The 20,737-nt window shown below is 72.7% G+C and carries 18 protein-coding genes; 7 read left to right on the top strand and 11 right to left on the bottom strand.

The window, feature by feature from the left end:
* Positions 1 to 49 precede the first annotated feature (49 nt).
* Together dapD and ACH0BZ_RS14075 are read left to right on the top strand one after the other, a co-directional pair.
* Positions 50 to 1,018: a 2,3,4,5-tetrahydropyridine-2,6-dicarboxylate N-succinyltransferase gene (dapD, locus tag ACH0BZ_RS14080; RefSeq protein ID WP_406899206.1), complete on the top strand. Its 969-nt coding sequence runs from the start codon at positions 50 to 52 to the stop codon at positions 1,016 to 1,018.
* On the top strand, positions 1,011 to 2,396 hold the full coding sequence (locus ACH0BZ_RS14075; RefSeq protein WP_406899205.1) for an amino acid permease: 1,386 nt from the start codon (positions 1,011 to 1,013) through the stop codon (positions 2,394 to 2,396). Before dapD ends, ACH0BZ_RS14075 begins: the two co-directional genes overlap by 8 nt.
* A gap of 42 nt (positions 2,397 to 2,438) precedes the next feature.
* On the opposite strand, the gene dapC is transcribed toward ACH0BZ_RS14075, so the two are convergent.
* The 3 genes from dapC to ACH0BZ_RS14060 all read right to left on the bottom strand — a co-directional run bounded on the left by dapC (position 2,439) and on the right by ACH0BZ_RS14060 (position 6,560).
* Entirely contained in the window at positions 2,439 to 3,554 is a 1,116-nt protein-coding gene (gene dapC, locus ACH0BZ_RS14070) for a succinyldiaminopimelate transaminase (RefSeq protein WP_406899204.1), read from the bottom strand.
* 5 nt (positions 3,555 to 3,559) lie between these two features.
* Positions 3,560 to 3,883: a ferredoxin gene (gene fdxA, locus ACH0BZ_RS14065; protein WP_406899202.1), complete on the bottom strand. Its 324-nt coding sequence runs from the start codon at positions 3,881 to 3,883 to the stop codon at positions 3,560 to 3,562.
* An 85-nt stretch (positions 3,884 to 3,968) separates the two neighbouring features.
* Positions 3,969 to 6,560 carry a bifunctional FO biosynthesis protein CofGH gene (locus ACH0BZ_RS14060; protein ID WP_406899224.1) on the bottom strand — a complete coding sequence of 864 codons (2,592 nt, stop codon included), beginning with the start codon at positions 6,558 to 6,560 and terminating at the stop codon, positions 3,969 to 3,971.
* Positions 6,561 to 6,612: 52 nt separating this feature from the next.
* Here ACH0BZ_RS14060 and ACH0BZ_RS14055 point away from each other — a divergent pair, with 52 nt between their 5' ends.
* Positions 6,613 to 7,257 (top strand): PH domain-containing protein, encoded by a 645-nt coding sequence (locus ACH0BZ_RS14055; RefSeq protein ID WP_406899201.1) that lies wholly within the window; start codon positions 6,613 to 6,615, stop codon positions 7,255 to 7,257.
* Complete coding sequence (locus tag ACH0BZ_RS14050) at positions 7,254 to 8,960, top strand: PH domain-containing protein (RefSeq protein WP_406899199.1); 1,707 nt, start codon at positions 7,254 to 7,256, stop codon at positions 8,958 to 8,960. Before ACH0BZ_RS14055 ends, ACH0BZ_RS14050 begins: the two co-directional genes overlap by 4 nt.
* Here the strand turns inward: ACH0BZ_RS14050 and ACH0BZ_RS14045 are convergent.
* The 4 genes from ACH0BZ_RS14045 to typA are packed head-to-tail and all read right to left on the bottom strand — an operon-like array spanning position 8,865 to position 13,934.
* Positions 8,865 to 9,263 (bottom strand): hypothetical protein, encoded by a 399-nt coding sequence (locus ACH0BZ_RS14045; protein ID WP_406899198.1) that lies wholly within the window; start codon positions 9,261 to 9,263, stop codon positions 8,865 to 8,867. The two genes, ACH0BZ_RS14050 and ACH0BZ_RS14045, sit on opposite strands and share 96 nt — an antisense overlap.
* Positions 9,260 to 10,153 (bottom strand): N-acetyl-1-D-myo-inositol-2-amino-2-deoxy-alpha-D-glucopyranoside deacetylase, encoded by an 894-nt coding sequence (gene mshB, locus ACH0BZ_RS14040; RefSeq protein WP_406899197.1) that lies wholly within the window; start codon positions 10,151 to 10,153, stop codon positions 9,260 to 9,262. The genes ACH0BZ_RS14045 and mshB overlap by 4 nt, the downstream gene beginning before the upstream one ends.
* A complete protein-coding gene (locus ACH0BZ_RS14035; RefSeq protein WP_406899195.1) occupies positions 10,150 to 12,000 on the bottom strand; it encodes an ABC transporter substrate-binding protein in 1,851 nt (616 codons plus the stop codon). The genes mshB and ACH0BZ_RS14035 overlap by 4 nt, the downstream gene beginning before the upstream one ends.
* Positions 12,001 to 12,011: 11 nt before the next feature.
* On the bottom strand, positions 12,012 to 13,934 hold the full coding sequence (gene typA, locus ACH0BZ_RS14030; protein ID WP_406899194.1) for a translational GTPase TypA: 1,923 nt from the start codon (positions 13,932 to 13,934) through the stop codon (positions 12,012 to 12,014).
* Between the two features lie 343 nt (positions 13,935 to 14,277).
* Here typA and ACH0BZ_RS14025 point away from each other — a divergent pair, with 343 nt between their 5' ends.
* From ACH0BZ_RS14025 to aqpZ, 3 genes are all read left to right on the top strand, one after another.
* Positions 14,278 to 14,970 (top strand): hypothetical protein, encoded by a 693-nt coding sequence (locus ACH0BZ_RS14025; RefSeq protein ID WP_406899193.1) that lies wholly within the window; start codon positions 14,278 to 14,280, stop codon positions 14,968 to 14,970.
* Complete coding sequence (locus ACH0BZ_RS14020; RefSeq protein WP_406899192.1) at positions 14,967 to 15,704, top strand: SIR2 family NAD-dependent protein deacylase; 738 nt, start codon at positions 14,967 to 14,969, stop codon at positions 15,702 to 15,704. The genes ACH0BZ_RS14025 and ACH0BZ_RS14020 overlap by 4 nt, the downstream gene beginning before the upstream one ends.
* Before the next feature lie 140 nt (positions 15,705 to 15,844).
* Positions 15,845 to 16,615: an aquaporin Z gene (gene aqpZ, locus ACH0BZ_RS14015; RefSeq protein ID WP_406899191.1), complete on the top strand. Its 771-nt coding sequence runs from the start codon at positions 15,845 to 15,847 to the stop codon at positions 16,613 to 16,615.
* Between the two features lie 144 nt (positions 16,616 to 16,759).
* On the opposite strand, the gene ACH0BZ_RS14010 is transcribed toward aqpZ, so the two are convergent.
* The 4 genes from ACH0BZ_RS14010 to ACH0BZ_RS13995 are packed head-to-tail and all read right to left on the bottom strand — an operon-like array spanning position 16,760 to position 20,732.
* The gene (locus ACH0BZ_RS14010; RefSeq protein WP_406899190.1) at positions 16,760 to 17,695 is read right to left on the bottom strand and encodes a hypothetical protein; all 936 of its coding nucleotides are present in this window, start codon (positions 17,693 to 17,695) and stop codon (positions 16,760 to 16,762) included.
* 48 nt (positions 17,696 to 17,743) lie between these two features.
* Complete coding sequence (locus ACH0BZ_RS14005) at positions 17,744 to 18,367, bottom strand: DUF4126 domain-containing protein (protein WP_406899189.1); 624 nt, start codon at positions 18,365 to 18,367, stop codon at positions 17,744 to 17,746.
* A 28-nt stretch (positions 18,368 to 18,395) separates the two neighbouring features.
* Entirely contained in the window at positions 18,396 to 19,694 is a 1,299-nt protein-coding gene (locus ACH0BZ_RS14000; protein ID WP_406899187.1) for an acetyl-CoA hydrolase/transferase family protein, read from the bottom strand.
* 51 nt (positions 19,695 to 19,745) lie between these two features.
* On the bottom strand, positions 19,746 to 20,732 hold the full coding sequence (locus ACH0BZ_RS13995; RefSeq protein ID WP_406899186.1) for an LLM class F420-dependent oxidoreductase: 987 nt from the start codon (positions 20,730 to 20,732) through the stop codon (positions 19,746 to 19,748).
* Positions 20,733 to 20,737: the final 5 nt, after the last annotated feature.

Here is a 20,737-nt window from a genome sequence, read left to right as displayed (position 1 = left end):
TAGATGCCCTCGACCGGCCGTGTCGGTGTCGCCCGCTAGCATCTGGGGCATGAGTGCACAGGGAGCCGCCGCCACCGGGATCGCCACGCTGACCGCCGACCACACCGTGCTCGACGTGTGGTACCCGTCGCCGGAGCTCGGCGCCGGATCCGGGGGCGGTCACCGCGTCCTCTCCGGCGACGAGGTCCCGGCCGACCTCGCGCCCCTCGTGGGCGCCGACGCCGACCGCGGGGTCGAGCGCGTCGCCGTCCGCGTGGAGATCGCCGACCTCACGGAGCCGCCGGTCGACGCCTACGACGCGTACCTGCGGCTGCACCTCATCTCCCACCGGCTGGTCAAGCCACACTTCGCCAACATGGACGGGCTGTTCGGCACCCTGTCCAACGTGGTCTGGACCAACCACGGACCGTGCGCGGTCGAGGGCTTCGAGGCCACCCGCGCCCGGCTGCGGGCCCGCGGCCCGGTGACCGTCTACGGCGTGGACAAGTTCCCGCGGATGGTCGACTACGTGGTGCCGTCGGGCGTGCGGATCGCCGACGCCGACCGCGTCCGCCTCGGCGCCCACCTCGCCGAGGGGACGACCGTCATGCACGAGGGCTTCGTCAACTTCAACGCCGGCACCCTCGGGCCGTCGATGGTCGAGGGCCGCATCTCGGCCGGCGTCGTGGTGGGGGCCGACTCGGACGTCGGCGGCGGCGCATCGATCATGGGCACGCTCTCCGGGGGCGGCAAGGAGACCATCTCCGTGGGCGAGCGCTGCCTGCTCGGCGCCAACTCCGGCATCGGTATCTCGTTGGGCGACGACTGCGTGGTGGAGGCCGGCCTCTACGTCACCGCCGGCACCAAGGTCGACGTCCGGGCCGGCGCCTGGGCGGAACGCGAGGCCGTCAAGGCCGGCCAGCTCTCCGGCATGGACAACCTGCTGTTCCGCCGCAACTCGGTGTCGGGCGCCGTCGAGGCCGTGCCGTGGAAGCGCGAGGGCGTGGAGCTCAACGCCGCGCTACACGCGAATGACTGACGCACGGACATCCGACGGGGGCACCGCCTCCCCCGACCTCTCGCGGACGCTCCGCGCCCGCCACCTCACCATGATGGGGCTGGGCTCGGCGATCGGCGCCGGGCTCTTCCTCGGCACCGGCGTCGGGATCTCGGCCGCCGGACCCGCAGTCCTGCTGTCCTACCTCGCCGCGGGCGTGATCGTGTTGCTGGTCATGCGGATGCTCGGCGAGATGGGCGCCGCGATCCCCGAGTCGGGCTCGTTCGCCTCGTACGCCGGCGAGGCCTTCGGTAGGCACGCCCGCTTCGTGGTGGGCTGGCTCTACTGGTTCATGCTCATCATGGTGATGGGCGCCGAGATCACCGGGGCGTCGGCGATCATGTCCGCGTGGTTCGGCGTGGACCCGTGGATCCCGGCACTGGCCTGCATGCTCGTCTTTGCGGTGGTCAACCTCGCGCGGGTCCGGGCGTTCGGTGAGTTCGAGTTCTGGTTCGCGATCATCAAGGTCGCCGTCATCATCGCGTTCCTCGTGCTGGGCGTCCTCCTCGTGGCGGGCCTGTTGCCCGGCCACACCTTTGTCGGTGCCACCAACCTCACCGGACACGGCGGGTTCCTGCCCAACGGCTGGGCAGGCGTCGCGGCGGGCCTGCTGGCGGTGGCGTTCGCGTTCGGCGGCATCGAGATCGTGACGATCGCCGCCGCCGAGTCCGAGGACCCCGTCCACAACATCGGGGTGGCGATCCGGTCGGTGATCTGGCGCATCGCGGTCTTCTACCTGGGTTCGGTGGCCATCATCGTCACGCTGCTGCCCTGGACCGAGCAGGCGGCCGCCGACTCCGCGGCCGACAGCCCGTTCGCGGCGGTCCTCCGGCTGGCGAACCTGCCCTACGCGGTGGGCTTTCTCGAGGCGGTCATCGTCCTCGCGCTGCTCTCCTCGTTCAACGCGCAGATCTACGGCACGTCCCGGCTCGCGTTCTCCCTCGCGCGGCAGGGCGACGGCCCGGAGGTGCTCACCCACACCAACGTGGCGCTCAGCCCGTCCGTCGCCGTGTGGGTGTCGGTGTTCTTCGGGTTCGTGGCCGTCGCGCTGCAGTGGTGGAGCCCGGAGGGGCTTCTCGCGTTCCTGCTCAACGCCGTCGGGGCGACACTGCTCGTGGTGTGGCTCGCGATCGCCGCCTCACAGATCCGGCTGCGGCCGCGGCTCGAGGCCGAGGGCAGGCTCCGCCTGCGCATGTGGGGCCACCCGTGGCTGCCGTGGCTCACGGTGGCACTCATCCTGGCGCTCGCGGGCCTCATGCTCACCGACGCGACGGCGCGGACGCAGATCGTGTCCGCGTGCGTGGTCGTAGCGGTATTGGCCGCGCTCTCGGTGGTCAACGCCCGCGCCCGGGCGCACTGAGCCGGCCCGACGCGCAGGGCACCCAGCTGCCGCTCCGAGAACTCAGCCGGCGAGCCGGCGGGCGGCCTCGGCGGCCGCGGCGTCGGTCACGGTGAGCGCGATGCGCACGTGGCGGTCGCCGCGCGGGCCGTAGAACTCGCCGGGCGCGACGAGCATTCCGCGCTCGGCGAACCACGCGACCGTGTCCCGGCAGGGCTCGTCACGTGTGGCCCAGAGATACAGGCCCGCCTCGGAGTCGTCGATGCGGAAGCCTGCTGCCTCGACGGCGGGCTTGAGGACATCCCGGCGCGCCCGGTACCGCTCGCGCTGGGCGGACTCGTGCGCGTCGTCGTCGAGGGCGGCGGTCATGGCAGCCTGGACTGGCAGCGGGACCATCAGGCCGGCGTGCTTGCGGTACGTGAGGAGCTCTGCGACGAGCGCCGGGTCGCCGGCGACGAAGCCGGCCCGGTAGGACGCCAGGCTCGACGTCTTGGACAGCGAGTGCAGGGCGAGCAGGCCGGTGTGGTCGCCGCCGCAGACCCGCGGGTCGAGGATCGACGGCGCCTCCCCCTCCCAGACCAGGCCGAGGTAGCACTCGTCCGAGGCCACGATGACGCCACGCTCCCGGGCCCAGCTCACGACCTTGCGCAGGTGGTCCACGCCGAGGACCTTGCCGGTCGGGTTCGAGGGCGAGTTGAGCAGCAGCAGCGTGGGGCTCGACGGGCCGAGCTGGGTGAGCGAGTCCGCGCGGACGATCGACGCGCCGGCGACGAGTGCGCCCACCTCGTAGGTGGGGTACGCGACCTCCGGGATCACGACCGTGTGGCCCTCGCCCACGCCCAGCTGGAAGGGCAGGCCCGCGACGAGTTCCTTGGTGCCGATCACGGGCAGCACGCCGGACTCGTCGAGGCCGGTGACGCCGTAGCGGCGGGCGAGGGAGGAGACCATGGCCGCACGGAGCTCCGGCGTGCCGATGGTGGTGGGGTACCCTGGGCGGTCGGCGACGGAGGCGAGCGCCTCGCGCAGGACGGGCGCGACGGGGTCGACGGGGCTGCCGACGGTGAGGTCGACCAGCCCGGACGGGTGGGCCGCCGCCCGATCGCGGGCGGCGGCCAGGGTATCCCAGGGGAACACGGGGAGCCGGCGCCCGGGAGCGCGGCGCTCCGGGCGACCGACCACCGGGATCACTCCTCGTTCATGGGCGGCAGCGCCTTGACCATGGGCACGTCGAAGTCGACCTTGCCCACCTTGGCGGCGCCGCCGGGAGAGCCGAGCTCCACGAAGAAGTCGGCGTTGGCCTTGTTGTACTCGGTCCACTCGTCCGGGACGTCATCCTCGTAGAAGATGGCCTCCACGGGACAGACCGGCTCGCACGCGCCGCAGTCCACGCACTCGTCGGGGTGGATGTACAGCATGCGGCCGCCCTCGTAGATGCAATCGACGGGGCACTCCTCGACGCAGGACTTGTCCATGACGTCGACGCACGGCTCGGCGATCGTGTAGGTCACGTCTGCCACCTTCCTCGTAGCGGTATGTGTTGCATCGTAGGTCACCCACGGCGCGTTCGCGCAGTGCGGTCCGGTCGCCGCCGCGCTATGTGACGACGGTCACGCTGACAGGCTCCGGCGCGGGCCCGTAGAGGGTGTCCCGCCGCCGGACCGGGCGCCCGATCCCGGTGGCGATCTCCTCGATCTCCGCGGGGGTCTTGGCCGACCCGTTCTCGGCCCCGGCCATCCGCGAGATGGTCTCCTCCATGAGGGTGCCGCCGAGGTCGTCGGCACCGGACCGGAGCATGGTGCGGGTACCGGCGACGCCGAGTTTGACCCAGCTGGTCTGCACGTGGTCGATCGCCCCGTGGAGCATGATCCGTGCGAGCGCGTGGACCGCCACGTTCTCCTCGCGGGTCGGCCCGGGACGGGACGCCCCGGCGAGGTAGAGCGGTGCGCTGCGGTGGACGAACGGCAGCGGCACGAACTCGGTGAATCCGCCGGTTCGCTCCTGGATCCCGCGCAGGGTGCGCAGGTGCGCCACCCAGTGCCGCGGGGTGTCGACGTGGCCGTACATCATCGTCGAACTCGACCGCAGTCCCACCTCGTGGGCGGTGGTCACGATGTCGATCCATTCGGAGGCGGGGAGTTTGCCCTTGGTGAGCACCCAGCGCACCTCGTCGTCGAGGATCTCCGCCGCCGTCCCGGGGATCGAGCCCAGCCCGGCGTCCCGCAGCTCGGTGAGCCACTCCCGCACGCCGGTCCCCGAGCGTGCGGTGCCGTTGGCGATCTCCATGGGGCTGAAGGCGTGGACGTGCATCGACGGCACGCGCTCCCGGACGGCGCGGACGAGGTCGGCGTAGCCGGTGACGGGCAGGTCGGGGTCGATCCCGCCCTGCATGCACACCTCGGAGGCCCCGGCGACGTGTGCCTCGAACGCCCGGTCCGCGACTTCGGCGGCGGAGAGCGAGAACGCGTCGGCGTCGCCCTTGCGCTGGGCGAACGCGCAGAAGCGGCATCCGGTGTAGCAGATGTTGGTGAAGTTGATGTTCCGGTTGACGACGTAGGTCACCGTCTCGCCCACCACGTCCGCGCGTATCCGGTCGGCGAGGCCGGCCACCGCCGCGAGACCGTCCCCGGTCGCGGTGGCCAGGGCGAGGTACTGGGCGTCGGTGAGCCCCGCGGGGTCGGACTCGGCGGCCCGCAGCGCGGCCACGACGTCGGCGTCAGCGCGTTCCGGGGCGAGTGCGGCGGCTCCGAGCTCGGCGGCGCGGGCGCGGACCACGTCCCAGTCGCCGAAGGCCTCCCCGATGTCCGAGCGGGTGTCCGAGCGGCGGCCCTCGGCGTCGATCGCGGCGTGCAGGTCGGTCCGGCCGCTGGAGTCCCAGTCGTCGTCGGGTTCCTGCCACGGCGCCCCCGCGGGGCGCACCGGCCGGCCGTGGGGGTCGACCCGGGCCAGCCCGGTCGCCGGGTCGGCGAGGGCGGCGACGTGGCCGGCGACGCGCGGGTCGATCCAGGCCGCTCCCCCGCCCACGTACCGGGGGTGCGCGGTGAGCCGCTCGGTGAGGGTCCAGCCGGCGCCCGCCAGGTCCGCGGCCAGCTCGTCGAGGTGCGGCCACGGCCGCTCGGGGTTGACGTGGTCGGGGGTCAACGGCGAGATCCCGCCCAGGTCGTCGACGCCCGCCGCGACGAGGTCGAGGACGTCGGCCCGATCGACGAGGTTGGGCGGGGCCTGGATCGCGACGCGGGTGTCGACGACGAGGCGGGCCACCGCGATCGCCGCGAGGAACTCGTCGCGGCCGGCGTCCTCGGCGCCGCGCATGGCGGTGTCCGGCTTGGCGCGGAAGTTCTGGACGATCAGCTCCTGGAGGTGCCCGTATTCGCGGGCGAGCCCCGCCAGGGCGAGCAGGCTCTCGGCGCGTTCGGTCCGGGTCTCGCCGATGCCCACGAGGATCCCCGAGGTGAACGGCACGGCGTGGCGGCCCGCGTCGGTGAGCGTGCGCAGGCGCACCGCCGGGTCCTTGTCGGGGCTCCCGTGGTGGCACGCGCCCGGGGTGGTGAACAGCCGGGTCGCGGTGGTCTCGAGCATCATCCCCATGGACGGCGCGACCGGCTTGAGCCGCGCCAGCTCCGACCAGCTCATGACGCCGGGGTTGAGGTGCGGGAGCAGCCCGGTCTCCTCGAGCACCCGGATCGCCATGGCGCGCACGTAGTCGAGCGTGGAGGCAAAGCCCCGGGACTCGAGCCACTCCCGAGCCTCAGGCCAGCGGTCCTCGGGCCGGTCACCCAGGGTGAACAGGGCCTCCTTGCAGCCGGCCTCCGCACCGCGGCGGCACAGCTCCACCACCTCGTCGGGGTCGAGGTACATGCCCTCCCCGGCGGCCCGCAGCCTGCCCGGCACCGTGACGAAGGTGCAGTAGTGGCAGCGGTCGCGGCACAGCCGGGTGAGCGGGACGAACACCTTGCGGGAGTAGGTGATGACGCCGGGCCGGCCCTCGTCGGCGAGCCTGGCGTCGCGGCGCGACGCTGCGAGGGCCGCGAGGTCGGCGAGGTCGTCGCCGCGCGCCGCGAGTAGCACCGCGGCCTCGGTGGCGTCGAGGGTGCGCCCGTCGCGGGCGCGGCGCAGTGCTCGCCGCATCGCCGACGGCGTGGGGGCGGTCTCGACGGGCACGGGCACGGGTTCCATATCCGCGATGATGCCCCACCGGGCGATGCCCCTGCAGAGGTGGCCGCCCACTACTGTGGACCGCATGTCCGACGCCGCCCGCCCACTCCGCGCCTCCGGGGAGCCCCTCGTCGCCGAGCCCGTCACCGGTGGCGGCGGGGCGCACGCCCTGCACGAGCCCGGCCCACCGCCGACCCCGCGGGACGAGCCCGACGTCGGGGACGCCCTGCTCACCTCGACCCGCGTCGCGGTGGCGGCGCCCCGGCACCGGATCGAGAAGCGGGCCCCGCTGCTCTGGACCATCGAGGGCGTCTGGACGTGGCTGATCCTCGCCGGCCTCCAGGTGGCGTGGTACTTCTACGGCGACAACGTGATGGCGTTCTGGAACTGGGTCGCGTTGGCCGTCACGGTCCCGCTGGCCACCATGACGATCGTCGTGGCCCCGTGGTGGCGGTATCTCGTGGCACGCTGGGACGTGTCCGACACCGCGGTGTGCTCGCGGACCGGCTGGTGGACCACCCAGTTCCGCATCGCCCCTCTCGCGCGGCTCCAGACCGTCTACACCACCCGTAACCTCTTCGAGCGCTGGTTCGGTCTCGCCACCGTGCATGCCTCCACCGCCTCCTCGAGCGGCTCGGTCGAGATCCGGGGCCTGTCCGTGGCCGACGCCGAGTCGCTGGCCCAACACCTCATCGCGATCGCCCACCTCGACGCCGAGGACGGGACGTGAGCGACCCGGTACCGGCCTCCGCCGGCGACCCGCCGGCCGAGGTCGAGGAGGCGCCGGTCGAGGCCCTGCCCGTCGAGACTCCGTCGGCCGCGAAGATCGACCCCGAGGCCCCCTGGCACCGCCTGTCGTGGCGGATGCTCCTGGTGGACCCGCTCGGCTCGCTCACGCGGTTGATCCCGCTGTTCCTCGTCTCCCTGTGGCTGGGCTCCAACCGGAGCAGCTACTGGTTCGAGCTCACGATCATCTCGATCGTCGTGCTGGCGGGTTTCCTGAGGTGGATCTCGACGAGCTACCAGATCGGCCGCACGCACATCGTGCTCCGGACCGGGTTCTTCAACCGCAAGGTCATCACGGTCAACCGCCGCCGCATCCGTAGCGTCGACACCGAGTCCGACCTCTTCCACCGGGTCATGCGGGTGTCCATCGTCGAGGTGGGCACGGGGCAGGCCGACGCGGGCAAGTCCGGTGCGGAGCGGTTCCGACTCAACGCCATCGACACCCGCGAGGTGGAGCCGCTGCGCGACGAGCTGCTCGCCCACCTCAAGGCGCTCGACCCGTCGCTGCGCGACGCCGACGAGGAGCAGTGGGGGTCGCGGTTCGGTGAGGACATCGCCCGCTGGCGGATCACGTGGGCCCGCTTCGCCCCCTTCTCCTTTATCGGTTTCGGTGTGCTGTTCTCCCTGTGGCTGCTCACGTGGCAGATGGGCGACATGCACGACCGGATCATGCACCTGCGGCTGGTCACCTCGACCCGGTCGTGGCTGGACTCGCTGGGCCAGCCGTGGACGTTCGCCGGCGAGGTCGTGGCCGTGTGGCTCGTGGCCGGCGTCCTCGCCGTCATCACCTACGCGATCCGGTACGGCAAATACGCGCTCACCGAACGCGGCAACGTCCTCTACGTGCAGAACGGCATCCTGCGCCGCAAACACCAGGCCCTCGACAAGGCCCGCCTGCGCGGCGTGGAGATCCGGCTGCCCGTCTACCTGCGGCTGTTCGGCGGTGGCCGGCTCGAGCCGATCATGACGGGCACCAAGAAGGGCGCCACGGCGTCCACGCTGCTGCCCCAGGCCCCGCTGAAGGACGTCCGCCGCGTCGCTGTGCGGATCCTCGGCGACGAGACCCCGGTGACGGTCCGCCTCCGCAGGCACCCGTGGAAGGCGGCCCGACGCCGCATCACGCGGGGGCTGCTGCCGTTCTGGATCGTGGCCACCCTGTTCGTGCTCATCCGGATCGACTCGGGCCCCGCGGGCGACGTCTGGGTGCGCTGGGGTATCCCGGCCGCCCTCGTGTTCTTCCTCGCGCTGTCCGTGGACCGCATCCGGATGCTGGGCCACGCCCTGCTCCCCGGGCTGCTCGTCACCCGGCACGGCTCGTGGACGGCCAAGCGGACGGTGCTCGAGGCGGACGGGATCATCGGCTGGACGGTCCGGCAGTCGGTGTTCCAGCGAACGGCGCGGGTGGCCTCCGTCACGGCCGCCACCCCCGCCGGGGCGCGCGGCTACTCGGTGATGGATATGGCGGCAGACGAGGCCTGGGCGCTCGCCGAGGCCCTGACGCCGGGCATCACGGACGTCTGGCACACCGAGGCCGCGCCCGACCGGCACGTCTCACCGGCGATGGGCGTCCGGCGCGAGTCGCGGGGCGAAGGTGGCCACCCACAGCGGGATGAGGCCGCCAAGGATGAGCAGGCCGAGGCCCCGTAGCCCGATCGGCACCGGCATGTCACCGCCGGGCCCCATGTCGATCGCGACCAGCGTGAGGATCCACACCAGTGCGGGGAACGCCGCCACCGCGGGCCGGTCCGACCACATCCGCGCGACGCGGACGAGCAGCAGCGACCACACGCCCGCGGTGAGGATCGTCAACGGTGCCGGCACGGGTCCGAGGTACATCGTGAGCCAGGCGGCGGCGAGCACGCAGCTCACCACCGAGCCCACGGCGAGCAACACCAGGGCCACCGCGAGCTCGAGCGTCTCGAGTGGCCTGCGGGGCGCGGTGGTGATCATGACCGGTCCGTCCCCAGCCCGTCGAGCAGGTGGGCCGCGCCGGAGGCGCAGCGCAGGTAGCCGGCCCGGTCCGGGCGCAGGTCGTGCGCCACGTACCACTCGACGTCGACCACCGGCTGCAGGACGCCGTTGGTCAGGGCGAGGAAGTCGCTGGTGCCGTCGCCCGAGCAGGTGAGCTCGAGCTGGGTGGCGTGGGCGCCGAGTGCCTGGAGCTTGGCCGCCGACGCCGCCTCGTCGAGGGGGACGCGGTGGGTGAGCCGGGTGTCGGGAACCGAGGGCAGCTCCCCCTCCTCCGGGTGGCGCAGGTGCGCGGGTGGGTCGCTGTGACGCGCCGCGAGGTGCGAGCGGGCGGTGACGGTCCACGCCAGGCGCCGCGGGAGGTGCGCGGCCTCCTCGACCGCCTCGTGAACCACCTCGTGCGCGCGGATGTGGTCGGGGTGGCCGTAGCCGCCGTCGGGGTCGTAGGTGACGACGAGGTGGGGCCGGAACTCCTCGAGGACGGACACGAGCTCGTCCACCGCGGCGGCCCCCGACCGGACGAAGGCCCGCGGGTGGTCGGCCGACGGGGTGCTCGCCATCCCCGAGTCCCGCCACCGGCCGGCGCCGCCGAGGAAGCGGGGCCGGTCCACGCCCAGGGAGCGGAGCGCCTGCCGCAGCTCGCCGATCCGGTAGCCGCCGAGCTGGTCGGCCCGGTCGGCCACGAGGCCCGCGAGCTCCGCGCCCAGGACCTCGCCCTCTTCGCCGAGGGTGCACGTGAGGACGCGGACCTCGACACCCGCGTTGACCAGGGCGGCGATCGTGCCGCCGGTGGTGATCGACTCGTCGTCGGGGTGGGCGTGCACGAACAGGGCGCGGAGACCGGCGGCGGGTGCCGGCGTGTGGGGGGTCATCCGTTCCTCCTCCATGTGGGGGCGGTGTCGAAGACGTCGGGGACGGTGCGTTCGGGCCCCGCCCCGCGGTCGGTCTGCGGCATCCGACCGGCGGCGGCGGTGACCCCGCTGCCCGCGAAGAGGTAGTCGGGCCGGACGAGCGGGACCCGCAGGGCGAGCCGGGTGACGATCCCGCCCGCCTCGTCGAGGTCCGGCGGGCGTGCGGGATCGGGAGACCCCGTCGGCGCACCGGCACCGAGGGCGGCGTCGAGGTCCGGGTCGCACACCCCGGACACGCCGCTCCCCCGCGCGGGGGCGGCCGGGGCGAGCGACCTCGACGGCGTCGTCGTGGTGGCCGGCGTCGACGTCTCCGTGCCCGTGGTGGGGCCGAGGTCGGGCGGCGGGGGGACCAGGCTCGTGACGGTGGTCGGCGGCCGGACCGGCGTCCCGGGCGCTCCCGCGTCCTCCGGCCCGGCGACGGGCGCGGGCGCGGCGCACGCGAAGCGGGAGAGCGCGGCGGTGTCTGCGTTGCCGTCGACGCGCTGCCAGCCCACGACGGCGTCCACGAGGCCGTGCGGGAGGGCGTCGGCGTGGAGGGCCACCGGGTCCAGCTCCCAGACGCGGGCCCCGATCCCCGCCGTCCGGAGCTGGTCGACGACGGTGTACGCGGCGGTTCGGGCGACGTCGTCGTCCCGTACCACGCCGAGTGTCACGCTCAGTGGGTCGCCGTCGCGCTGCCAGCGCTCCCCGCGCCGGACGAAGCCCGCGTCCGCGAGCCCGGCGCGCACCGCCTCCGGATCGCCCGTCCGCGGCGTCGGCGCGCCCGCGGGGAACGGGAACGAGGTGACCGTGGGCGCGGACTGCCCGGTGACGATGCGGCCGACGACGTCGGGATCGACCGCCGAGGTGAGGGCTCGGCGGACGGCCGGGTCCGAGGCCGCCGGGGCGACGGTGTTGAACGCCATCTCGAGCTGGACGGGGGCCCGGAGGGTCTCGGTGCCCACTCCCGGCACGGTCGCGGTGACGTCCTCGGCGACCGGGGTGCCCGCGACCACGGCGAGTGACCCCGACCCGGTGCGCAGGGCCGCACCGAGTTCGCCGGCGCCGCTGGCACGCCAGACGAGGAGCTGGTCGATCGCCGGGGCGTCCGCCCAGTACCGGTCGTTGCGGACGAACTCGATCTCGCCGCGGCCCACGTCGGACGTCCGGATCATGTACGGGCCGGCGCTCGTCACGGGCGGCCGGCGCAGGGCGCCCTGGAAGCCGTCGGGCGCCTCCCGGAGGATGTGGCCGGGCAGGAGGTGCCGGAAGAGCGAGCGCCAGTCGCGCGGCACGGTGTCGAACACCACGTCCACGACCTTGCCGCCGGCGCCGGGCCGCACGTCCACGATGCGCTCGTAGCCTGCGGGGTCCACCACGCCGGACCGGGTGGTCATCTGCAGCCAGAGGTAGCTGAAGTCCTCCGCGGCCACCGGGACGCCGTCGGACCACTGCGCCTTCTGCCGGATCGTGTAGCGCACGGTGCGCGGGTCGTCGGGCAGCGGCCCCGCGGACTCGAGGAGGTCGTCGTTGAGCTCGAGCTCACCGTCCGCGCCGGGGACGAAGGCGCTCGGCAGGACGAGCGAGGCCACCAGGTCGGTGTCGATCCCCTGGTCGGCCAGCAGGTGCGGGTTGAAGCCCTCGTCCACACGGTCCAGGGAGAGCAGGACCCCGCCCGCGGTGCGGCGCACACCCTCGCCGTCGGGCTGTTCGTCCCCCACCACGGTGGGGGGCGGCGGGTCGGCGACACAGCCGGCGAGGACGGCGAGGGAGAGCACGGCGCCGAGCGCGGCCGCACCACGCCGCCGGCACACCCCACCCGTCCGCATGGTCTCTCCCGTCAGTGGCCCGACTGCTGGTCGCGCGACTTGGAGCGACTCCGGGCCTTGGCCCGCTCGGTCGCCGTGAGCAGCACCTTACGCACCCGGATGGCCTCCGGCGCCACCTCCACGCACTCGTCGGCGGCGCAGAACTCCATGGCCTCCTCGAGGCTCAGGCTGCGGGCCTTGGACAGCGTCTCCGTGGCGTCGGCCGTGGCCGACCGCATGTTGGTGAGCTTCTTCTCCTTGGTGATGTTGACGTCCATGTCCTCGGCGCGCGGGTTCTCCCCCACCACGACGCCCTCGTACACCTCGGCGCCGGGTTCGATGAAGAAGTCGCCGCGGTCGGCGAGACCCAGCAGGGCGAACGTCGTGGCCTTGCCCGCGCGGTCCGCGACGAGCGAGCCGGTGTGACGCGCGCGGATCTCGCCGGCCCACGGTTCGTAGCCCGCGGAGACGGAGTTGGCGATGCCGGAGCCGCGGGTCTCGGTCATGAAGGTCGTGCGGAAGCCGATGAGGCCGCGCGCGGGGACGGTGAACTCCATGCGGACCCAGCCGGTGCCGTGGTTGCTCATCTGCTCCATGCGGCCCTTACGCGCGGCCATGAGTTGGGTGATGGCGCCGAGGTGCTCCTCGGGCACGTCGATCGTCATGTGCTCCATCGGCTCGTGGAGCTTGCCGTCGATGGTGCGGGTGACCACCTGCGGCTTGCCCACGGTGAGCTCGAAGCCCTCACGGCGCATGGTCTCGACGAGCACGGACAGCGCCATCTCGCCGCGGCCCTGGACCTCCCAGTCGTCGGGCCGCTCGGTGTCGAGCACCTTGAGGGAGACGTTGCCCACGAGTTCCTGGTCGAGGCGGGCCTTGACCATGCGGGCGGTGAGCTTGGTGCCGCCGTTGCGACCGGCGAGCGGAGAGGTGTTGACGCCGATGGTCATGGAGATCGCCGGCGCGTCCACGGTGATGGCGGGCAGCGCGACCGGGTTGTCCGGGTCGGCGAGGGTGTCGCCGATCATGATGTCGTCGATTCCGGCGACGGCCACGATGTCGCCGGCCACGGCCTCGTCGGTGGGGACACGGGTGACGCCGTCGGTCTTGAGCAGCTCGCTGATCTTGACCGTCTTGGTCTCCTGCTCGCCCTCGGCGGTGTGGTGGATCCACGCGACCTGCTGGCCCTTGCGCAGGCGCCCGTTGTGGATGCGGACCAGGCCGATGCGACCGAGGAAGTTGGAGGCGTCGAGGTTGGTGACGTGCGCCTGCAGCGGGGCATCCACGTCGCCGCGCGGCGCGTGGATGACGTCGTACAGCAGGGTGAACAGCTCGTCGAGGTTGTCCGCGTCCGGCTCCTCGCCGTCGGCGGGCTGGGTCGTGGACGCCTTGCCGGCGCGGCCGGAGGCGAAGACGACGGGGAGCTCGAGCGCGTGCTCGGCGGCGGCCTGGGCGTCGGGGTCCTCGAGGTCCGCGGCGAGGTCCAGCAAAAGGTCCTGGGCCTCCTCGACGACCTCGTCGATCCGCGCGTCCGGACGGTCCGTTTTGTTGACGACGATGATCACCGGCAACGACGCGGCCAGCGCCTTGCGTAGGACGAAGCGGGTCTGGGGCAGCGGCCCCTCGGAAGCGTCGATGAGCAGCACCACGCCGTCGACCATGGAGAGCCCGCGCTCGACCTCGCCGCCGAAGTCGGCGTGGCCCGGGGTGTCGATGATGTTGAGGACCAGGTCGGCGCCCCCCGCCCCGGCGCCCGGCCGCCGGACGGCCGTGTTCTTGGCGAGGATCGTGATGCCCTTCTCCCGCTCCAGGTCGCCGGAGTCCATGACGCGGTCCACGAGCTCGGCGCGGTCATCGAACGCCCCGGACTGGCGGAGCATGGCGTCGACGAGGGTCGTCTTGCCGTGGTCGACGTGCGCGACGATGGCGACGTTGCGGAACTCGGTCAGGGCCATGCGGTGGGTTCTCCCTCGGAGGCGGTCGGCGCCCGGGGCGGCTCGGTGCCGCCGGGCGCGTGGTGGGAATCAGCGGGAGCCCCCGCCGGATCCACAGGCGCGCCCGGTCGAGCGCGCATGCGGTTTCACGTTACCCGCCCGGACCCCGTGGGCCGCCATCACGGGCACCCGGGCGACACCCCGGCAGGCCCGCGTGTTATTTACATCACCGACCACATCTGTAACACTGGCCCCAACGACGTCGACAAACACGCCTCCCGGTGCCCATTGCCGCCAGCGTTATGAGAACATCTAGCGATCGACTGGTCGGCTCGCCGGCCGGCCAGCCCGCCACACCCGAAGAATGGACTCGCCCGTGATCCGCGACTCGCTCAGGACCCCGTTCAGGACCCTCGGCCTCGGTGCCGCCGCCGCCATGGCGATCTCACTGGCCGCGCCCGCCGCCGCGAGCGCCCAGTCACTCGACCACCTCGGCCGTCCGACCGAGCCCACGCTCCAGGCCCTCGAGAACCTGTCCGAGCAGCAGTTCATCCCGGAGAGCACCCGCGGCACCATCGCCCGCCTCGTGGGCTTCTTCCGGGGCAGCGGCGAGCCCGGCACCCCCCTGCCCACCGAGGGCCCGACCATCGCCCAGTTCGCGTACCCCACGATCATGCAGAACTGCATCGGCGGCGAGCAGACCGCGGTCGGCGCCGCCACCGCGATCCCCGGCCCGGCCGACCTGCCGCTGCCCGGCATCCCCGCCGGACAGCTCGGCTTCGTCTTTACCGCCCTCGGAACCGAGGGAGTGGCCGACCACCAGGTCCAGCCCATGACCGTGGACTGGTTCAACATCAACAACGGTCGGCGCGGCAGCACCACGCTCACCTACAACGGCATCAACGAGGGCGGCCCGGCCACCCTCAACGGCACCGCCGACACCGGCCCCGGCCAGGTCCTCATGCTGCTCCAGGGCGGCGTCACCACGAACCTCGAGGACGGCGGCACCGCCAACTGCGTGCCGTTCCCGACCGTGGGGACCGCGCACGTCAGGTGACCACCGGCCAGATCCGAGAGGCCCGTTCCGCCCTGGCCGGCGGCGGGCCTCTCGTCGTCCTCTCCGGCGCCGGGATGAGTGCCGAGAGCGGCGTCCCCACCTTCCGCGACGCCCAGACCGGCCTGTGGGAGCGCTACGACCCCACCGAACTGGCGACCCCCGAGGCCTGGCGGCGCGACCCCGACACCGCGTGGGCCTGGTACCGATGGCGCGCGCATCTCGTGTCCGGTGCCCGGCCCAACGCCGGGCACCTCGCGGTGGCCCGCGCAGCCGCCGCCCGCGACGTCGTGGTGGTGACGCAGAACGTCGACGACCTCCATGAACGGGCCGGTTCCCCCGTGGTCCACCACCTCCACGGAAGCCTGTTCGCGCACCGCTGCGACTCCTGCTCGACCCCGATGGAGATCGGGCCGCCACCCGAGCAGGCCGTGGGCCGCCTCGCGCCCCCGCCCTGCGCATGCGGTGGCCGGGCCCGCCCCGGGGTCGTGTGGTTCGGCGAGATGCTCCCCTCCGCCCCCTGGGAAGCCGCCGTGTCCGCCATCGAACTCGCGGCCGCCGTCCTCGTCGTCGGCACCTCCGGCCTCGTCCACCCGGCCGCCTCGCTCCCGGACCTGGCGGCCGGGGCCGGGATCCCCGTCGTCGAGGTCAACCCCGGCCCCTCCGGGCTCGGGACCACGGTCACCGTCCACGTGCGGGCCACCGCCGGCGAGGCCGTTCCGGCGCTCCTCGACTGAGGCGCGCGTGCCGCATGTGGCGCATGAATACTCGTGACACCCCGTTGACTCGCCGCTAACGTGTTGCGTCAGCGGGGACGCCGGTCGCCCCCGTGTCCCGCGCCCCCCATCCCGTGGGGCCCCGATCGGAGGTCACACCCGTGTCCGACACGTCCACCACCACACCGTCGACGACGTCCGTCATCGCCGCAGAGGTCATCGGCACTTTCTGGCTCGTCCTGGGCGGCTGCGGCAGCGCCGTCTTCGCCGCCAAGCAGGTCGCCTCCATCGGCGACGCCGACTTCCAGGTCGGCATCGGCTACCTCGGCGTCTCGCTCGCCTTCGGCCTCACCGTCCTCACCGGCGCGTACGCGCTCGGCCACATATCCGGCGGCCACTTCAACCCGGCCGTCACCGTGGGCGCCTGCACCGCAGGGCGCCTGGCGTGGGCCAAGGCGCCGCTGTACATCGTGAGCCAGGTCGTGGGCGGCCTCGTCGCCGGCGCATTGATCTTCGTGGTCGCCCGCGGCAAGGACGGATTCGACGCCACCGGCAACATGGCCGCCAACGGGTACGGGGCCAACTCCCCCGACGGCTACGGGCTGCTCTCCGCGCTGATCATCGAAATCGTGCTCACCGCGATCTTCGTGTGGGTGATCCTCGGCGCCACCGACCGTCGTGCTCCCGCCGCGGCCGCCCCTGCGGCGATCGGCCTCACGCTGACGCTCATCCACCTCATCTCGATCCCGATCACCAACACCTCGGTCAACCCGGCCCGCTCCACCGCCGTGGCGTTCTTCCACGGCGACGGCGCCGCCGGCCAGCTGTGGCTGTTCTGGCTGGCGCCCCTCGTCGGCGCGCTCATCGCGGGCGTGCTCTACGGTCCACTCTTCGGCGAGCGCAACAACACCACGGCGCTGGCCAACGCCTGACGCGCGGCGAGTCCTGCCCACGCGGTGTCCGCTGGACTCGCAGCCGAGATCGCAACGAACGACGCAGGGCCCGTGGGGATGGTCCCCACGGGCCCTGCGTCGTCGACGGCGCCTACGGTGTCGGCGCCCTCCGGCGTCGGTGCCTCAGCGCCGCGGCTCGTCGCGGCTGTCGCGGCCCAACAGCTTGTCCACGATGCCGGGCTTCTCGTCCGGATGCGTGGCGGTCCTGTCGTCCGGGCCGAGACCGCCTCGGTCGTCGGCGACCGCGTGGCGTCCGCCGGCTGCACCCTGCTGGTCGGTGAGGCCCCGGCCGTCGCGACCCACACCTCGGTCATCGCCTCCCAGGCCCCGGTCGTGGTGGCCCAGCCCGCGGTCGTCGTGGCGGTCACCGGTCACACCCCGGTCGTCTCCGCGCGAACCCGCCCCGGCACCGGCGGCACCGAGACCGGCAGCACCCGCGCCCGCGGCAGCAGATCCGGCGTGCCCACGGTCATCCCGACCCAGGCCACGGTCATCGTGACGCTGATCCGTCACGCCACGGTCATCCCGGCCAAGCCCGCGATCGTCATGCCCGAGCCCACGGTCATCGTGACCCAGCCCGCGGTCGTCGTGGCGGTCACCGGTCACACCCCGGTCGTTTCCGCGCGAACCCGCCCCGGCACCGGCGGCACCGACGCCACGATCATCGACCCCACGGTCGGTGCCGCGGCGATCACCCGTCAGATCGTCCGCACGGCGCTTGGGGTCGAGCTTGTCGGCCCGGTTCTCCATGTCCCGCACGTCACGTCGCTGGTCGTCGAGCGCCGAACGCTGCTGGTCGGCCTCCCGCCGGAGACGGTCGGCCTCGGCGGCCTTCGCCTGCGCCTCCTGCTCGGCGGCACCGGCGCGGTGCTCCTGCTCGCGGGCCGCGGACCGCTGCTGCTCGAGCTGGGCCTCCCGCTGCCGGGCGTCGCTCCGCAGCTCGGCCGCCTCGGTGAGCTTCTTCTTGTTCCCGCTCTTGACCGCCGCCGCGATGAGCGCGATGACGATGATCGCCGCGACGACCGCGACGATGATCCAGATGAGCGTGTTGTTGTCCATTGGTGCCTCCCGGTAGGGGTCACGGTCCGTGGACGAACGTTACGCGTGTCACACTGGCGCGCCACCGAACCGACCTCGGGCCCCGTCCCGCCGACGCCGACGCCTCCGGAGCCGGGCGAGCGAGAACCACGCGTAAACCACGGCCCCGAACAGCACGAGGAGCGCGAGCAGCACGATCACCGGCGCGAAGAGGGCCGCCAGGCTCAGCCCCAGCGAGGAGGCGTCCTCGACCGAGGAGAGCACGGGCGCGGCGACGCCCGCGGACCCGGCGTTGGCCACGGGCCGCGCGGCGGTCTTACCGGAGTGCACGAGCAGCGCCACCACCACACCGAGCAGGATCCCCGCCCAGGAGTTCTCGGCCATCCACGCGGACTGGTCGAGCTGCTCGGCGCCCTGCATCGCGGCAAAGGTGAGCCCGCCGGACAGAGGCCGGATCACCGTCTGGACGGCGTCGTTGACGGTGTCCACGGCGGGGACCTTGTCGACGACCACCTCGACGGCGAGGAGCACCGTCACCACGGCGATCGCCCACCAACTGGTCACCCACGCGTACTCGGGCGGCAGCGTGACCACCGGGGTGAACTTGGCGACGAGGGCCACCACCAGCAGGGGGATGTACGCGTTGAGCCCGGCGGCCGCGGACAGCCCCATGCCGGTGAGGGTGACGATCATCTGCTCATTGTGCGCCCTGCCGGGCGGCTCAGTGCAGGGTCCGGGGCAACAGTCCGGCGTCGCGGGCCTCGCGGCTCAGTCGCTCCCGGTGGTCGGGGTGGGCGATGTCGATGAGCGACGCGGCACGCTGCGCGACGGACTTGCCCTTGAGCGAGGCGATCCCGTACTCGGTGACCACGTTCTCGATGATGTTCTTGTGCGTCGTCACCGGGCTCCCCGGGGTCAGCGAGAGCGTGATCCGGCTGACGCCCTTCGAGGTCTGGGAGCGGGTGACGATGAAGCCGTGCCCACCGGGAGAGAAGGAGCAGCCGCGGGCGAAGTCGGCCTGGCCACCCGCGCCGGACCAGTACCGCCCCGCGATCGTCTCCGAGGCGGCCTGGCCGTAGAGGTCGACCTCGCTCGTGGCGTTGATGGAATACAGGTTGTGCTCGACGCCGATGACGCGGGGGTCGTTGACGATGTCCACCGGCAGCATCGCGACCGACGGGTTGTTGTGGAGCCAGTCCATGAGCTTCTGCGAACCCACGGCGAACGTCGTGACGTGCTTGTAGGGCCGCCCCGTCTTGCGGGAGCCGTCGATCACACCGGCGTTGACGAGGTCCATGACGCCGTCCGAGAGGGCCTCGGTGTGGATGCCGAGGTTCTTGTGATCCGTCAGCCGCGAGAGGAAGGCGTTGGGCAGCTTGCCCACGCCGAGCTGCAGGCACGCCCCGTCCGGCACACGGTCGGCGATGAGGTCGGCGATCGCGTTGTCGATCTCCCCCGGCTGCGGCGGATCGATCGTGACCATCGGGGCGTCGTTACGGGTGATGCCGACGACCTGGGAGATGTGGATGTGGTTGCGCCCGAAGGTCCGCGGCATGTTGGCGTTGACCTCGACGAAGAACGGGACCTGCCCGATGAACGACGCCACGTAGTCGGCGTTGGTACCCATCGAGAAGAACCCGTGCTCGTCGATCTCCGACACGGTGGCGATCGCCAGACCCGGCGGGTAGTGCTCCCGCAGCGTCGCCGGGATCTTGGCGAAGTCGACGGGGATGAGGTCGCAGTGTCCGTCGTGGAAATTCTTGCGGGACCCGGGGCCGAGGAAGTAGTCCACGTGGCGGAGCTTGCCGGGGTAGGCGCCCTCCATGTAGGGCAGCGACTCCCAGGGGTCCATGTGGTGGATCGTGACGTTCTCCAGGCTGTCGGCGCCGGAGTCGAGGGCGCGCAGCAGCGCCGGGGGCGCGGCGTTCTGGATGGGCGAGATGATGTGCATGCCCGGGGTCACGTGGTCGAGGACGGCCTCGGCGGGCAGTTCCGTGTAGTCGAGGTCGAAGGTCTTCATGCTCTGTGCCGGCTCCTGGGGCGAGGGGTGATGGGAATCGGTGTTCGGGGGTCAGGCCAGTGCCGGGACGACCTCCCTCTCGAACAGCTCGAGCCCCGAGGTGTCCTCGGCGATCTCGGGGAAGTAGAAGATGCCGTAGTCCATGCCCAGCCCCCTGAGCTCGGAGAGTTTCTCCACGACCTGCTCGGGGGTACCCACGGCGGGCAGGCCGCGGAAGGCACCGAGGTGCTTGTCGGCCTCCTCCGCCCCGACGTACCGCGTGAGACGGTCGTGGAGCCACGCCAACCGGTCCTCGACCTCGGCCTCCGTCTCGGCGATCGCGACGTTGTAGTTGGCGGTGCGGGTGATCTCGGCCGGGTCCCGTCCGATCGCCGCGCAGTGCGCCCGGAGCACCTCGGACTTGTGGGCGAAGCCCTCAGCGGTGCCGTCGAAGTTGGTGTAGTCGGCGTAGCGCGCGGCGGTGCGCAGCGTCTTGCGCTCTCCCCCACCGGCAACCCACATCGGGATGCCGCCGGGCTGCAGGGGTCGCGGCTGCACGATCGCGCCGTCGACCCGGTAGTGCTCGCCGTGGAGCGTCACAGCGCCGTCCGCCCACGCCCCGCGCATGATCCGGACGCCCTCGTCGAGCATCGCCAGGCGCTCGCCCGCCGAGGGGAACCCGTAGCCGTAGGCCCGCCACTCGTGCTCGTACCAGCCGGCGCCGATGCCCATCTCGACCCGGCCGCCCGAGATCACGTCGATCGTCGCGGCCGCCTTCGCCAGCAGCACCGGGTTGCGGTAACCCATGCACGTGCACATCTGGCCGAGCCGTACCCGCGTGGTGGCGGCGGCGAGCGCCGCCATGAGGCTCCACGCCTCGTGCGTGGCCTCGTCGCCGGTGAGCGGGAACGTGTGCATGTGGTCGTACACCCACACCGACTCCCACGGCCCGGCATCCGCCCGGGCGGCGAGGCCGCTGATCGTGGGCCAGTGGTCGGCGGGGTCGACGGCAACGAGGTCGAGCCGCCACCCCTGCGGCAGGAACAGTCCGAAACGCATGGGGT

It is taken from the genome of Dietzia sp. 179-F 9C3 NHS (assembly GCF_045369825.1).
GTDB lineage: Bacteria > Actinomycetota > Actinomycetes > Mycobacteriales > Mycobacteriaceae > Dietzia.
Note: the sequence above shows the minus strand (reverse complement) of the source record. Positions and strands in the feature narration are given on the sequence as shown.